The organism is Caballeronia calidae, assembly GCF_900044055.2.
Lineage (GTDB): Bacteria > Pseudomonadota > Gammaproteobacteria > Burkholderiales > Burkholderiaceae > Caballeronia > Caballeronia calidae.
Genome location: NZ_FCOX02000044.1, coordinates 51,946 through 66,893, shown reverse-complemented (window position 1 = coordinate 66,893; position 14,948 = coordinate 51,946). Strand labels below are relative to the sequence as shown.

At 65.5% G+C, this 14,948-nt stretch carries 11 protein-coding genes; 6 read left to right on the top strand and 5 right to left on the bottom strand.

Annotated features, from left to right (window positions below; all coding sequences use genetic code 11):
* Positions 1–73: 73 nt before the first annotated feature.
* From AWB78_RS46850 to lptF, 4 genes are all read right to left on the bottom strand, one after another.
* Positions 74–445 carry a hypothetical protein gene (locus AWB78_RS46850; RefSeq protein ID WP_157697668.1) on the bottom strand — a complete coding sequence of 124 codons (372 nt, stop codon included), beginning with the start codon at positions 443–445 and terminating at the stop codon, positions 74–76.
* A gap of 90 nt (positions 446–535) precedes the next feature.
* Positions 536–904 (bottom strand): sirohydrochlorin chelatase, encoded by a 369-nt coding sequence (locus AWB78_RS30060; RefSeq protein WP_062610162.1) that lies wholly within the window; start codon positions 902–904, stop codon positions 536–538.
* A gap of 22 nt (positions 905–926) precedes the next feature.
* The gene (lptG, locus tag AWB78_RS30055; RefSeq protein WP_062610186.1) at positions 927–2,075 is read right to left on the bottom strand and encodes an LPS export ABC transporter permease LptG; all 1,149 of its coding nucleotides are present in this window, start codon (positions 2,073–2,075) and stop codon (positions 927–929) included.
* Between the two features lie 4 nt (positions 2,076–2,079).
* A complete protein-coding gene (gene lptF, locus AWB78_RS30050; protein WP_062610161.1) occupies positions 2,080–3,177 on the bottom strand; it encodes an LPS export ABC transporter permease LptF in 1,098 nt (365 codons plus the stop codon).
* Positions 3,178–3,356: 179 nt separating this feature from the next.
* Here lptF and AWB78_RS30045 point away from each other — a divergent pair, with 179 nt between their 5' ends.
* From AWB78_RS30045 to AWB78_RS30025, 4 genes are all read left to right on the top strand, one after another.
* On the top strand, positions 3,357–4,880 hold the full coding sequence (locus AWB78_RS30045) for a leucyl aminopeptidase (RefSeq protein ID WP_062610159.1): 1,524 nt from the start codon (positions 3,357–3,359) through the stop codon (positions 4,878–4,880).
* 7 nt (positions 4,881–4,887) lie between these two features.
* Positions 4,888–5,304 carry a DNA polymerase III subunit chi gene (locus AWB78_RS30040; RefSeq protein WP_062610157.1) on the top strand — a complete coding sequence of 139 codons (417 nt, stop codon included), beginning with the start codon at positions 4,888–4,890 and terminating at the stop codon, positions 5,302–5,304.
* Between the two features lie 61 nt (positions 5,305–5,365).
* Positions 5,366–5,707 (top strand): DUF2486 family protein, encoded by a 342-nt coding sequence (locus tag AWB78_RS30035; RefSeq protein ID WP_062610155.1) that lies wholly within the window; start codon positions 5,366–5,368, stop codon positions 5,705–5,707.
* A gap of 364 nt (positions 5,708–6,071) precedes the next feature.
* Positions 6,072–11,171 (top strand): autotransporter outer membrane beta-barrel domain-containing protein, encoded by a 5,100-nt coding sequence (locus AWB78_RS30025; protein ID WP_198399381.1) that lies wholly within the window; start codon positions 6,072–6,074, stop codon positions 11,169–11,171.
* A 77-nt stretch (positions 11,172–11,248) separates the two neighbouring features.
* On the opposite strand, the gene ilvD is transcribed toward AWB78_RS30025, so the two are convergent.
* The gene (gene ilvD, locus AWB78_RS30020) at positions 11,249–12,922 is read right to left on the bottom strand and encodes a dihydroxy-acid dehydratase (RefSeq protein WP_062610145.1); all 1,674 of its coding nucleotides are present in this window, start codon (positions 12,920–12,922) and stop codon (positions 11,249–11,251) included.
* 109 nt (positions 12,923–13,031) lie between these two features.
* Between ilvD and AWB78_RS30015 the strand changes: the two genes are divergently transcribed.
* Positions 13,032–13,991: a LysR substrate-binding domain-containing protein gene (locus tag AWB78_RS30015; RefSeq protein ID WP_062610143.1), complete on the top strand. Its 960-nt coding sequence runs from the start codon at positions 13,032–13,034 to the stop codon at positions 13,989–13,991.
* A 39-nt stretch (positions 13,992–14,030) separates the two neighbouring features.
* Entirely contained in the window at positions 14,031–14,933 is a 903-nt protein-coding gene (lgt, locus tag AWB78_RS30010) for a prolipoprotein diacylglyceryl transferase (protein ID WP_062610140.1), read from the top strand.
* Positions 14,934–14,948: the final 15 nt, after the last annotated feature.

The window sequence follows — 14,948 nt, the reverse complement described above, 5'->3', positions numbered from 1 at the left end:
GCAGCAGCCCCACAGCGGATCAACCATAACTGATTGATTCAAAAGAGTACTTTGCGTCGAGGTCGCAGCAACTTCAGGCTAGTCGGGCTTCAGCAACATCGAGTTCGGTCCGCAGACGCTTGATCTCGTTCTGAAGCCGGATCACATGTTCAGCTTGCCGGGTCATCTCCTGAGCCGGCGTCAACGACTTGTCCGGCATCGAGCCGAAGTACCGTCGAAACAAGAACGCGATGACGTGTACGAGCGCCATGGGAAGCAAAGGAAGAAGCAACAAACCGTAGTTCTGCTGCAGAAAAATGAGGAAGACGTTCATGTTGCCAGCCGTTTGAGTTCTGCCAGGGCGATCGCAATTACATAGTACATCATAGCAATCGAGCTCATCGCGTTCCACTGTAAAAAATGCAACGCCGGCCACCCATTGGCGTTGCCAGTGAGGCAATTTCATCGCGAACCTCGCTGGACTGATGGAAACCTCAACCCATCGTATTCCGCGTTTCAGATCGCGAACACTCGGCCGTATAGCCAATCCGACGTATCACAAGACCTGCCGCAAACAGTACTCCGCCACCGCATCCAGCACCGCGTCATCCTCGCCGACCGCCGTCGCGCAGGAAATGGCCACGCCCGGATGCGCCTGACGGCACTGTTCGACGATCTCCGGCAGATCCTTCCGCACATGGCCGCCCTGCCCGAAGAACACCGGCACGACGGTGATCGCCTCGCATCCTTCGGCGGCTTGCGAGGCGACTGCCGAGGGCAAATTCGGCGACATCAACTCGAGAAACGCCAGCGACACGGGCTCACCGCGCGAAGCCCGCAGCTTTCCCGCAAGCCGCTCGAACGGCTCGGCCCAGCGCGGATCGCGCGCGCCGTGCCCGAACAGGATGATGCCGTGCTTCTTCATCGCGCGTCTCCCCGAAGAAACGTCAGTGCCGCTCCACCCACTTCAGCCCCACGAGCCCGATCGCCAGATAGGCGAGGGCGGGCGCCGCCGCCGTGATCGGCGCGGGCCACGTGTTCAGATTGCCGATGTGCGAGAAGAGCGTGTTGAACAACTGGAAGCTCATCCCGATCATGATGCCGCCGAACACCTTCACGCCGACCACGCCCGCGCGCGTGTGCAGATACGCGAACGGCAGCGAAAGTATCAGCATCACGAACACCGCGAACGGATACAGAATCTTGCGCCAGAACGCGATCTGATAACGCTGCGTGTCCTGATGATTCTCCGTCAGATGCTGGATATAGCGGAACAGATTGAACATCGACATGCGATCCGGCGACACCAGCAGCACTGACAGAATCTGCGGCGTCAGCTCGGAGCGCAGCGAATACTCGGGCAGCGTCGTCTGCTTCGCGCGATACACCGGGTTCAGCGTATCGCCGGGATTCGCCGCTTGCGGCGGCGCGTCGCTCAGATGCGTGTCGGTCACGCCCGTGAGCTTCCAGTGCCCCGGCGGCTGATACACGCCGCTCTTCGCGATGCGCACGTTCGTCAGCCGGAACTTCGAATCGAACTCGTAGATGCGCACGTCGGCGATCGTCGTGTCGGGGTTCAACGTGCCCACGTTCACGAAGCGCGTGACCTGCTCGCCGTTCTCCTTCGCCGTCAACGTGTCCTTCACCCACACGCCGGACTGGAAGTTCGTCGAGACCGACGAGCCCAGCGCCTCCAGCCGCACGCGCTCCGACAACTGATCCGAGTAAGGACCGACCACCTCGCCGATGATGTACGTGATGAGCACGATCGGAATGCCGATCTTCAGGAGCGAGCGCAGCGCCGCGCCCGTCGAGAGCCCCGACACGCGGAAGATGGTGAACTCGGAGGCCGCGGCCATCTGCGCGAACACATAAATGGCCGAAATGAGCGCGGCGACCGGAATGATCTCGTAGAAGCGCGACGGCGTCTGCAGCGCGACACGCAGCACCGCGAGCGTGAACTTGTAGTTGCCGTGCCCGACCGTATTCAGCTCGTTGATCAGATCGAAGAAGAAGAACAGGCCCGAGAACGCGAACAGGATGAAGATGAACGCCAGATAGATCTGGCGCGCGAAGTATCGTTCGTAGATGCGCATCATGTCAGGCTCCCTTCGAACCCGTCAGCGACGAGAGCCTGAAAAGCGGCCGGTTACGCACGCGCAGCCAGAAGATGAAGGCGACGAGCGCCCCCACGATGACATGCAGCCCGACGATCCCCACGCCGAACGACAGCTTGCCTTGCTCGATCCACGACTGCACGACGTTCAGCAGGTTCGAGTAGGTGAGATAGATCAGCACCGCCATCACGAGATTGATCGTGCGGCTGCGGCGCGGGTTCTGATAGGAAAGCGGAATGGCGAGCAGCATCAGATTGATCGCGATGATCGGAAGGCCCATGCGCCAGGCGAATTCCGCGAGGTTTTCCTTGGTCGGATCGGCGAGGAGATCCGGCGTCGAGATGCCCGTGGTGGTCGGCGTGTTGACGACCTGGCGGCTCATTATCTTCACACCATAACGCTCGAACTCCATGATGCGGAAGTTCGGCTGGCCGGGCAGGCCGTCGTAGCGGCGGCCGTTGTCGAGCACGATGAAGCGGTCGCCGTCGTCGCGCGTTTCCGTATGACCCGTCTGCGAGACGATCACGTTGACCTTGCCGCCTTCGGTGCTCGTCACGAACACGTTCTGAACCTCGCTCTGATCCGGCGACATCTTCTCGATGAAGAACACGCGATGGCTCGAAGGCGATTCGCGGAACTGCCCCGGCGCGAGCAGCGACACTTCATCGCGCTGCTGAAAACGCGCCTTGATGAGCTTGCTCTGCTGGTTCGACCACGGCCAGCCCACGAGCGCGAAGAAGATGATGAGAATGATGATCGGCGTGGAAAACTTCGCGATCGGCTTGATGAGCTGCGTCTGACTCACGCCCGAGGCGAGCCATACGACCATTTCGGAGTCGCGATACCAGCGCGTGAGCACGAAGAGAATGGAGACGAACAGCGTCACGATCAGCATGACCGCGAGATAGCCGATGACGGTCAGCCCGATCAGCACGACGACGTCCTTCGGGTCGATTTGACCCTGCGCCGCGAAGCCGACGATCCGGATCATCATCGTCGTGAGCATGATCGTGAGCAGCACCATGAACACGGCGCCGGCCGTGTACGCGAGTTCGCGCTGCAGGGAGCGTTCGAAGATCATTGAATTTTTGCTTGGAGCCGGCGGGGATGCGGAATCATGCACGCATCTCGTGGCTTACGGGAAGGGTATTCGCTCAATTCGCTTACCCCAGCGCCGCGCGCCTGTGACCGCCGCGGAAAAAATAGCGGATAATTGCGGCTTTCATCCTTCAGCCAAGATTTTATCCGAGGATAAGCGCGATGGACTTTAGCATAAAAGCCTGTGATTGGAGCAAAGGCGAGGCAAATGGTTTCCTTACCGGAAAGTCGGATGTCATCGTGCTCGGCATCTTCGAAGCGCAGACGCTCACGGGCGCCGCGCGCGACATGGACGTCGCCACCAAAGGGCTCATCTCGCGCGTCGTGAAAGCCGGCGACATGAGCGGCCGCGCGGGCACGACGCTCATGGTGCCCGAAGTCACCGGCATCGGCGCATCGCGCGTACTGCTCGTGGGCCTCGGCAAGCAGGACGCCTTCAATCAGAAAGCGTATGGCGAAGCCGTGCGCGCGGCATGGCGCGTGGTGCTCGGCTCCAAGATCGGCCAGGCCACCTTCACGCTCGCGCAACTCCCCATCCAGGAGCGCACCGGCGACTGGGCGGTGCGCGCCGCGATCCTCGCGCTGCGCGAGCTGACCTACAAGTTCACGCAGATGAAGAGCAAGCCCGACAACGGCACGCGCTCGTTGAAGAAGATCGTCTTCAGCGTCGACTCCGCCGACGAGAAAGCCGCGAAGGTCGCGGCGAAGCAGGGCGTGGCGATTTCGAACGGCATGGATCTCACGCGCGATCTCGGCAATCTGCCGCCGAACGTCTGCACGCCGACCTATCTCGGCCAGACCGCGAAGAAGCTCGGCCGCGACTTCAAGCTGAAGGTCGAGGTGCTCGGCCAGAAGCAGATCGAAGCGCTGAACATGGGCTCGTTCCTGTCGGTCGCAAAGGGTTCCGTCGAGCCGCCGCAGTTCATCGTCATGCATTACCAGGGCGCGGGCGCGGCGGCCAAGGGCAAGAACGCGCCGATCGTGCTGGTCGGCAAGGGCATCACGTTCGATTCGGGCGGCATCTCGATCAAGCCCGGCGAGGCGATGGACGAGATGAAATACGACATGTGCGGCGCGGGCTCCGTATTCGGCACGATGCGCGCGGTCGCGGAGATGGGGCTCAAGCTCAACGTGATCGGCGTGATCCCGACCTGCGAGAACATGCCCGCGGGCAACGCGGTGAAGCCGGGCGACATCATCACGGCGATGAACGGCACGACCATCGAAGTGCTCAACACCGACGCCGAAGGCCGTCTCATCCTGTGCGACGCGCTGACTTACGCGGAGCGCTTCAAGCCCGCCGCCGTGGTCGATGTCGCGACGTTGACGGGCGCGTGCATCATCGCGCTCGGCCATCACAACACGGGCCTCTTCTCGAAGGACGACGCGCTCGCGGGCGAACTGCTCGACGCGTCGCGCGAAGCGGTCGATCCGGCGTGGCGCCTGCCGCTCGACGACGAGTATCAGGATCAGCTCAAGTCCAATTTCGCGGATGTCGCGAACATCGGCGGACGTCCGGCGGGCAGCGTGACGGCGGCGTGCTTCCTGTCGCGCTTCGCGACGAACTATCCGTGGGCGCACCTCGACATCGCAGGCACCGCGTGGAAGAGCGGGCCGGCGAAGGGCGCGACGGGCCGCCCCGTGCCGATGCTGTCTCAGTTCCTGATCGATCGCGCCGGCGCTTGATGAAGGCATGACACGCATCGACTTTCATACGAATGTCGGCGATCCGCTCGCGTACGCCTGCCGCCTCGCGCGCAAAGCGTATCTGAGCGGCCAGCCGGTCGTCGTGCTCGCCGAGCCGAAGCGCCTCGCCGCATTCGACGAGCAGCTGTGGACGTTTCAGCCGCTCGAGTTCGTGCCGCATTGCATGGCGAAGAGCCCGCTCGCGGAAGACACGCCGGTGGTGCTCACATCGAATCTAGATGAAGCGCCGTATCATCACGTGCTCGTGAATATCGGCGCGCCGGTGCCCGGTCAGTTCGCGCGCTTCGAGCGGCTCATCGAGATCGTCGGCAGCGACGCCGATGAGCTCGCCGCCGGCCGCGAGCGTTTCCGTTTTTATCGCGATCGCGGTTATGTGATCGACTTGCACAATCAGGGCGGTTGAGCGCACAGAATGCGCTGGCTCGCTGGACTATGCTCCGCTCAAATAGAGGAGACCTCCCAACATGACCGACAAGCCCGAATCCTTCGATCCATCCATCCCGGTTCTGACCGATGTCGTCGTGCCCGGCAAGCCGGAGTACGCGCGCGCGCCGTCCGTTGATGAAGCCGCGATCGAATACGATGCGGAGCTGATCGCCGAGCGGCTGCGCGGCCGCTTCACGGGCTTTCTGACGGGCGATGCGCGCGCGCTGATCGAAGAGCGTTGCCGCGAAGTGCTGCGCGAGCATTCGACGCAACTCGTCTCCGCGATCACGCGCGAAGTCGCGATGGCGCTCGAAGGCCGGATGAGCGAGTGGGTGCGCGAGGCGGTGGAGAATGAACTGCGCCGCCAGCGCGGCGAATGAACGCAGCCTGACAAAAAACGTTGTGACGCCGCGCGCAGCCTGCCATTGCATGGCCTGACTGCGCGCCGGCACCGCGATCGGCAGCCACGCTGCCTTCGGTCGCTTCATGCATGGCCCCATCTGTTTCACGCCGCGCATCAATCAGGTTTCATGCGACGCATCGCGTCATGTCGAGCCTGTCCATTCGGACTCCAACGTATGTTTACCTATACTGCGATTGCTCCGTTCCCGGCGCGACGCTTGCGAACGCGTCTCGTGCAATGGCAAAGCGATATTGCGTTACGCCGCGCGGAACACGAATGGTCCAGATGAAGCAACGCGTGCACGTCAGTGCGCGTGACAGCGAAATAATGCGGGGGCCGGCATGCGCAGACACCGATATCGCGAACGCGAACATCGCCACGAGGACCGTCAGGATCACTTATTTCCAAGCGTCGTGCTACGCCCGCTGTCCGTGGCGGTGCTCATCGCGTTCAACCGCGCGGCGCACGCGCTGACGACGCTCGATTCCAGCACGACGAGCCAGACTGTATCGACCGATACCGCCTATCAGATCAATTCTGGCACGACCATCACGACGTCCGAGTTCAACGGCATCAATGTCGAAGGCATCGCGCCCGTCACGATGAGCAACGCGGGCTCGATCACGAGTTCGTTCGACAATGCGGCGGCGGGCGCCAGATTCGACGTGCCCGGCTCGTTCACGAATCTGGCGACGGGCACGGTCCTCGGTCACACGCACGGCATTTTTCTCACCGGCGGGGGGACGGCCGACAATCTCGTCAACTTTGGCGACGTCAGCGCGCGCGTGAGCCATGCCATTTCATACGGGGGCGCATCGAGCGGCACCGTTGACAACTTCGGCACGCTCAACGCGAACGCTTCGGTGGGATCGACCTCGGGTGGCGTGTACATCGCGACGACCGGAAGCGTGGTCGTGAACAATCATGTGGGTGCCGTGATCAAGTCGGGTGTCGGTGATGCGACCTTTGGCACCGGCATCCAGGTGGACGCAGGCACGGCGACCATCCACAACGACGGACTGATCGACGGCTATCACGTGGGCATCGCCGGCGCGGCGACGCAGCCCATGACGATCGTCAACGGCGCCACCGGCGTGATCAAGGGCACCGTCGACGCGGGCGTGAGCCTCGCGCAGGACAGCACGCTCGAGAACCATGGGACGATATCCAGCGCGCAGCAGCCGGCGATCGTGCTGTCCGGCTCGAATAACGTCGTCACGCTCGGCGCGGGATCGCAACTGTCCGGCGCCGGCAACGTCGCCATGACCAGCCGGGGCAGCGGCAACGCGATCGTCCTGACCGGCACGGGCGCGCAAGCCGGCAACTTCACCGGATCGGCGTCGCAATTCGGCTTCGGCACGCTGACGGCGGCCACAGGCAGCGACTGGACGCTCGACGGCAATGTGAGCATGGCGGACAACCCGGCGGCCGCCGTCGACGTGCAAGGCGCGCTGACGCTGGGCGGCGCCGTGCTCAACCCGGCGGGCACGACGACAGTCGGTTCGACGGGCACCCTGACCCTCGGCACGGGCGGCGGGAGCGGCATCGTAACGGGCAACGTCGCGAACGACGGCGTTCTGCGCTTCCGTCGCCGCGACGTCTTCACCTTCGCGGGCAGGCTGAGCGGCGGCGGTTCGCTCGTGCAGGCCGGTAGCGGCCTTGTGACGCTGACGGGCGCGGGCTCGTCGCAGGGCGCGGTCAGTGTCGAAGCCGGCAGGCTCGCGTTCAGCCAGTCCGGCGCTTTCGATGCGCAAAGCTATACGACGAACACCGGCGCGACGACCGCGATCTCGGCGGATTCGACGCTGAACGTCGCCACGAGCTTCCAGCAGGCCGCGGGGTCGACATTGACGATCGGCATCGGCCAGACGCAGCCGGTCATCACCGCCGCCACGGCGAGCCTCGACGGCGCGCTCGCCGTGAGCGGTTTCGGTGCGACGGCGCCGCACACGGCGAGCACGCTCCCGCTCACGCGCTTTACCATCCTCCACACGACGGGCGGCATCACGGGCGACTTCTCGAGCGTGGGCTTCGGCGGCGTCGCGAGCCCGGTGGATTATCTGACGCTCGCGGGCGCGAAGTCGTCCAATGCGCTCGATTACACCGTGGGCTTCGGCCTCGCGTGGCTTGCGGACGCGACGCAGGGCAACGGCGTGTTCACGCTCGCCGGCGCGACGGACATCTTCGACGCCGACGTGCCGCTCGCCGATCGAGCCGGTTCGTTCGCGAGCGGCTGGGACGGCCGCACGTTGACCAAGAACGGCGCGGGCACGCTCGTCCTGTCGGCGGCGAACGGCTATACCGGCGCGACGCTCGTGAACGCAGGCGTGCTGCGCACGGGCGTGGCGAATGCGTTGATCGACAGTGCAAACGTCGATATCGCCGGTGGCGCGACGCTGGATTTCGGCGGCTTCACGCAGCGGATCAACAACCTGAGCGGCGCGGGAAGCGTGACGCTGGGCGGCGCGACGCTCATCGCGCAGAATTCCGCGAGTACCGCGTTCGGCGGCACGATCGCGGGCAATGGTGCCCTCGTGAAGACAGGCAGCGGGGCGCTCGCGCTCGGCGGGATCAACACGTATGGCGGCGGCACGCGCATCGAGGCCGGCACGCTCGTCGCGCAAAATGGCGCGGCGCTCGGCAGCGGCGCCGTCATCAATGGCGCCGCGCTGCAACTCGATTTCGCCCGCGATGGCATCGTTCCCAATGCGCTGGCCGGAGCGGGCGTGCTCATCAAGACCGGAAGCGGCGCGGCGACGCTCGTCGCGCCCGGCTCGGCGCAAGGCAGCGTGTCGGTCGACGCGGGCGCGCTGCGTTTCGTGCGCAACGGCGCGTTCTCGACGACCGGCGACTACGTCACGGCCGCGGGCACCTCGACGTTCCTGTCGGGTCAGTCGCAACTCGCGGTCGGCAACCGTTTCGCGCTGGACGGCACGCTCAACGTCGTGGCGCGTGCGGCGGAGCCGGCAGTGACGGCGGCTTCGGCCGCGCTCGGAGCGAACGCCGTGTTCAATCTCGCCGGGCTCTCGGCGTCGCCGACGGCGAGCGCGACCGAGCTGGCGAATACGGCGTTCACCGCGATCCATACGGCGTCGCCCGGCGCGCTCGGCGGCAGGTTCGCGTCGGTGCGCGTCGGCGGATCGGCGAGTCCCGTCGACTATCTGACCTTCACGAGCGCCTATACGCCGCAGGACTTCGACGTCGGTCTCGGGCTCACGTGGTACGCCGCGCATGGCCCGTCGCCTCAGGCCGCCAATGGCGTCTTCACACTGGCCGACGCCGCCGGCTCGTTCGACATGGACGTCGTGCTTGCCGATCAGCCCGCGAATGCGGCGGCGAACTGGGACGGCAGGACGCTCACGAAAGCGGGCCAGGGCACGCTGCAACTGTCGAAGACGAACACCTATACCGGCGCCACCTCCGTTACCGGCGGCACGCTCGCGGCCGGCGCCCCGGACGTGATCGCGAACAGCGCGCGGCTCACGATCGCCTCGGGCGCGACTTTCGATCTCCGTGGCTTCGACCAGCGCGTCAACGACCTCGACGGCGCCGGCAGCATCGCGCTCGGCGGCGCGGCGCTGACGGTGCACAGCGACGCCGATTCGGTGTTCGGCGGCGTCATCGGCGGCGCGGGCGGCCTGGGCAAGACGGGCACGGCCGCGTTGACGCTCGTCGGCGACAACACCTTCACCGGCCCGACGACGATCGCCGCGGGCACGCTGCGTCTGGGCGCGGGCGGCACGACGGGCAGCGTGCCGGGCGATATCGCCGACGATGGCGTGCTCGTCTTCGATCGCGCCGATGCGCTCGTGTACCGCGGCACGATCAGCGGCGCGGGCGATGTCGTGCAGCAAGGCGGCGGCAGCGTGACGTTGACGGGCGCGCACACCTACCGCGGCGCGACATCGGTCGATGCGGGCGCGCTCTTGCTCGCCGAGGGCGCGTCGCTCGCGAACTCGCGGCTCGTGACGGTCGCGCCGGGCGCGACTTTCGGCGGCTACGGCGCGGTGGGCGGCGCGGTCGTCAACAACGGCCTCTTCGCCGTCGCCGACGCGGCGCCGGGGTTCGCGAGCGGTCCTGCGGGCCAGTTCCGCGTGGGCGGTGCGTTCACGAACAACGGCGAGATCCGCATGAGCAGCCCGACGCCCGCGAGCACCCTCACCGTGGGCGGCAACTACACGAGCAACAACGGCCGCCTGACCTTGTCGACGGTGCTCGCCGGCGACGGGTCCGCAACCGACCGGCTCGTCGTGCACGGCGACACGGCGGGCCAGACGCGCGTGAAGGTCGAAAACGCCGGCGGCGCGGGCGCGCAGACCAGCAACGGCATCCAGATCGTGCAGGTCGACGGCCAGTCGAACGGCGTCTTCACGCTGGACGGGCGCGCGGTCGCGGGCGCCTACGAATATCGGCTGCAACAAGGCGGCGTGACGACGCCCGGCGACGGCGACTGGTATCTGCGCTCGTCATCGAACGCGCCCGGGCCCGTGCCGCGCCCCGAGCCGGGCGCTTATCTCGGTAATCAGCAGGCGGCCGCGAACATGTTCGCGATGACCTGGCACGACCGCGCGGGCTTCGCCGATCCGTTCGTCGTAGAGCCGCAGGGAAACGGCGAATCGACGGCGTGGGCGCGCACGCGCGGCGAGCACACCGACGGCAACGCGGCGGGCGGCCGCATCGGCGAGTCGACCGACATGGCGCTCGTGCAGGCGGGCATCGACGTGCTGAATCGCGTATCGAACGGACAGCGCTGGCAGGCGGGCGTGATGGCGGGCTACGGCTCCGCGACCACCGATGCGGCCGCGCAGGGCAACGGCGCGGGCGCGCGCGGCAATACCAACGGCGCGAGCGCGGGCGTCTACGCGACCTGGCGCCGCAACGCCCGGTCGGCCGAAGGCCCTTACGTCGATGGCTGGCTGCAGTACGCGCACTTCGACAACACCGTGAAAGGCGACGCGCTCAGCGGCGAGAGCTACGCGAGCCGCGTGTGGGCGGGATCGATCGAAGGCGGCTTTGCGTTCGCGCTCGGACGGACATCGACGGGAACGGTCCTGCTGGAACCCGAGCTTCAGCTGATCTACACGAACTATCACGCCGGCGACCATACCGAAAGCAACGGCACCGTCGTGCAGAGCGATAACGGCGGCAACCTTTCGACGCGCGTCGGCGTGCGGCTCTTTCACGCGGGCGCGTCGCCGCTGTCGCCGGGATGGTTGCCGTTCGTCGAGCTGAACTGGTGGCACGACACGCGCGTCGCGTCGGTCGCGTTCAATGGCGTGACGGTGTCGCAGGACGGGCCGAGGAATCGCATGGAGGTGAAACTCGGCGCGCAGGGGCAGATCGCGCAGCATTGGCGCGTCTGGGGCGATCTCGGATATCAGCAAGGCTTGGGCGGTTATCGCAGCTATCAGGGATTGCTGGGCGCGCGGTACATCTGGTGAGCCTCGCGGGCCCATGAAAAACGGGTGCGCCAGCCTGCGCGCACCCGTTTTTTGTTTCCCGCTTGACGACTGGCCGATCAGCCCGTCACCGCCCCCTTGTTGGCCGGCTGCGCGAGCGCCGCGAACTTCGCCAGCACGCCGCGGGTGTATTTCGGCGCGGGCTTCTTCCAGGCGGCGCGGCGGCGCGCGAGCTCGCCGTCATCGACGTTGAGTTGCAGCAGCAGCTTGTGCGCGTCGATGGTGATCGAATCGCCTTCCTGCACGAGCGCGATGGTCCCGCCAGCGAACGCTTCCGGCGCGACGTGGCCGACCACCATGCCCCACGTGCCGCCTGAGAAGCGCCCATCGGTGATGAACCCGACCGATTCGCCCAGCCCCTTGCCGATGATTGCCGATGTCGGCGCGAGCATCTCCGGCATGCCGGGGCCGCCTTGCGGGCCGAGATAGCGCAGCACGAGAATATCGCCGGGCTTGATCTTGTCGGCGAGAATGGCTTCCATCGCGCTCTGCTCGTCCTCGAACACGCGCGCCGGGCCGGTGATGACCGGATTCTTGAGACCCGTGATTTTCGCGACCGCGCCGTCTTCCGCGAGATTGCCGCGCAGGATCGCGAGGTGGCCTTCCTTGTAGAGCGCCTGATCGATCGGGAAGATGACCTTCTGGTCCGCGCGCGGCTTGCCCGGCACGTCCTTCAGTTCTTCCGCGATGGTGCGCCCGGTGATCGTCATGCAATCGCCGTGCAACAGGCCCGCGTCGAGCAGGATCTTCAACACCTGCGGAATGCCGCCGGCCTTGTGCAGATCCGTCGCCACATATTGACCCGACGGCTTCAGATCGCAGATGACCGGCACTTTCTTGCGCATGCGCTCGAAGTCGTCGATGCTCCATTCCACTTCCGCCGCGTGCGCGATGGCCAGATAGTGCAGCACGGCGTTGGTCGAGCCGCCCGTCGCCATGATGAGCGCGACCGCGTTCTCGATCGACTTCTTCGTGATGATGTCGCGCGGCTTCAGGTCCTTCTTCACCGCCTCGACGAGCACGCGCGCCGACTCCGCGGCGGAGTCGACCTTCTCCTGATCGGGATTGGCCATCGTCGACGAATACATCAGCGACATGCCGAGCGCCTCGAACGACGAGCTCATCGTGTTCGCCGTGTACATGCCGCCGCACGAGCCCGTGGACGGGCACGCGTTCTTCTCGACGCCCTTGAAATCCTCTTCCGACATGCGGCCCGCCGTGAACTCGCCGACCGCCTCGAACGACGACACGATCGTCAGATCCTTGCCCTTCCAGTTGCCGGGGCGGATGGTGCCGCCATACACGTAGATCGACGGCACGTTCATGCGCGCCATGCCGATCATGCCGCCGGGCATGTTCTTGTCGCAGCCGCCGATCACGACGACGCCATCCATCCATTGGCCCTGCACCGCGGTCTCGATGCAGTCCGCGATCACTTCGCGCGACACGAGCGAGTACTTCATGCCTTCCGTGCCCATCGACATGCCGTCGGAGATCGTCGGCGTGCCGAAGATCTGCGGATTCGCGTCGGACTTTTTGATCGATTCGATGGCGGCGTCGGCAAGGCGCTGCAGGCCCGCGTTGCACGGCGTGATGGTCGAGTGTCCGTTCGCGACGCCGATCATCGGCTTGTCGAAGTCTTCCTCCTTGTAGCCGAGGGCGTAATACATCGAACGGTTGGGCGAGCGCGCGACGCCCTGGGTGATGTTCTTCGAGCGGCGATTGAAGGCCATGGTGTGCTCCTTGAGGGGATGTTTTTGCTCTAGTGCAGCAAGAATGCAGCGCGCACGATATGCCTGTCCAATATATTATTCAGGGCTTACTAGGTCGCAAAACATATCAATGGAGCAGAGAAGTCCGCCCATCGAGCTGCGTCTCTTGCGCTACTTCGTGACGGTCGCCGAGGAGATGCACTTCGGCCGCGCCGCCGCGCGTCTCGCGATGACGCAGCCGCCGCTCTCGCAGGCGATCCGCGCGCTGGAAGACGCGCTCGGCGTCGCGCTCTTCGTGCGCACGAAACGGACCGTGGAGCTCACGCCCGTCGGCAAGGACCTGCTGCCGGAAGTGCGGCGCCTGCTCGCGTCCGCCGATGCGCTGCGTCCGCTCGCGCAATCGCTCGCGCGCGGCGAGGCGGGCGTGCTGTCGCTCGCGTTCGTCTCCACGGCCGATTACGGGCTCTTGCCCGCGCTGCTGCGCGATTTCGGCGCACGTTATCCCGGCGTGCGGCTGCAACTGACCGAGGCGACGAGCGACGTGCAGATCGAGGAGCTCGTCGCCGGGCGCGTCGACGCCGGCCTCGTGATTCCGCCGCTGCCGCCGCGTTATGCGACGTCGCTGTCGTATGTGGCTGTGGCGCGCGAGCCGCTCGTCATCGCGATGTCCGCCGATGCCGCGCAAGAACTGGGGCAGGGCGCGGAAGAATGGGCCGATACGCCCGTCGATCTCCACGATCTCGCCGCGGCGCCGCTCGTCGTGTTCCCGAGACGGCTCGCGCCCGGTTTGTATGACATCATCATGGGCTGCTACGGCGCGGCGGGACTCACGCCGCGCATCGGCCAGGAGGCGATCCAGATGCAGACCATCGTGAGCCTCGTGTCCGCCGGCATGGGCGTCGCGCTCGTGCCGCAGTCGCTGCGTCATCTGCGGCGCACGGGCGTCGTGTATCGTCCTCTGCGGCCGTCGGGCGGGTCGGAAACGCTCGTCGAAACCGGGCTCGTGTGGCGCGCGGCGGAAGTGAGCCCGGTGCTCGCCGGGTTCATCGACATCGTCCGTTCGCGGACTGAAAGCACCGGTTCTGTATGATTCGCCCCTGTAGTTCGCTTAAAGATCCTCCACATCAGAATGCTCATACATCCCAATTTCGATCCCGTCGCGATTCATCTCGGACCGCTCGCCGTGCGCTGGTACGGCCTCATGTACCTGGTGGCGTTCGTGTCGGCCATCGTCATCGGCCGGCTGCGTCTGCGCCTGCCCTACGTGGCTGCGCAAGGCTGGACCGTGAAGGACATCGACGACATGCTGTTCTACGGCGTCCTCGGCACGATTCTCGGCGGGCGCATCGGCTACGTGGTCTTTTACAAGGCGAGCTATTACGCGGCGCATCCGCTCGATATCTTCAAGGTCTGGGAAGGCGGCATGTCGTTTCATGGCGGCTTTCTCGGCGTGACGCTCGCGATGGTGCTGTTCGCGTATCACCGCAAGCGCACGTGGCTGCAGGTGACGGATTTCGTCGCGCCCATGGTGCCGCTCGGCCTCGCGGCGGGGCGTCTCGGCAACTTCATCAATGGCGAGCTGTGGGGCCGCGTGACGGACCCGAACGCGCCGTGGGCGATGCTCTTCCAGAGCTCGACGAACGACGATGCGATCTGGCTCTCGAAGAATCCGCAACTCGACGCGCAGTACCATCTCACGGAAATCTTCCAGCGCTATCACATGCTGCCGCGCCATCCGTCGCAGTTGTACGAGATCGCGCTCGAAGGGCTCGTGCTCTTCATCGTGATCTGGACGTTCTCGCGCAAGCAGCGGCCCGTGGGCGCGATCTCCGCGCTGTTCCTGATCGGCTATGGACTTGCGCGCTTCACGGTGGAATTCGCGCGTGAGCCGGACGATTATCTCGGCCTGCTCGCGCTCAATCTCTCGATGGGCCAATGGCTCTCGCTGCCGATGATCATCGCGGGCGTGCTGATGATGGTGTGGGCGTACAAGCGCAATCTGCGTTTGCCGCCGGAATCCGCAAAGGCCTGAGGACGTGCAGGGCGG

Coding starts and splice junctions, on each gene's coding strand:
- AWB78_RS46850 (WP_157697668.1), bottom strand. CDS start 445: ATGAAATTGCCTCACTGGCAACGCCAATGGGTGGCCGGCGTTGCATTT.
- AWB78_RS30060 (WP_062610162.1), bottom strand. CDS start 904: ATGAAGAAGCACGGCATCATCCTGTTCGGGCACGGCGCGCGCGATCCG.
- lptG (WP_062610186.1), bottom strand. CDS start 2,075: ATGCGCATCTACGAACGATACTTCGCGCGCCAGATCTATCTGGCGTTC.
- lptF (WP_062610161.1), bottom strand. CDS start 3,177: ATGATCTTCGAACGCTCCCTGCAGCGCGAACTCGCGTACACGGCCGGC.
- AWB78_RS30045 (WP_062610159.1), top strand. CDS start 3,357: ATGGACTTTAGCATAAAAGCCTGTGATTGGAGCAAAGGCGAGGCAAAT.
- AWB78_RS30040 (WP_062610157.1), top strand. CDS start 4,888: ATGACACGCATCGACTTTCATACGAATGTCGGCGATCCGCTCGCGTAC.
- AWB78_RS30035 (WP_062610155.1), top strand. CDS start 5,366: ATGACCGACAAGCCCGAATCCTTCGATCCATCCATCCCGGTTCTGACC.
- AWB78_RS30025 (WP_198399381.1), top strand. CDS start 6,072: ATGCGCAGACACCGATATCGCGAACGCGAACATCGCCACGAGGACCGT.
- ilvD (WP_062610145.1), bottom strand. CDS start 12,922: ATGGCCTTCAATCGCCGCTCGAAGAACATCACCCAGGGCGTCGCGCGC.
- AWB78_RS30015 (WP_062610143.1), top strand. CDS start 13,032: ATGGAGCAGAGAAGTCCGCCCATCGAGCTGCGTCTCTTGCGCTACTTC.
- lgt (WP_062610140.1), top strand. CDS start 14,031: ATGCTCATACATCCCAATTTCGATCCCGTCGCGATTCATCTCGGACCG.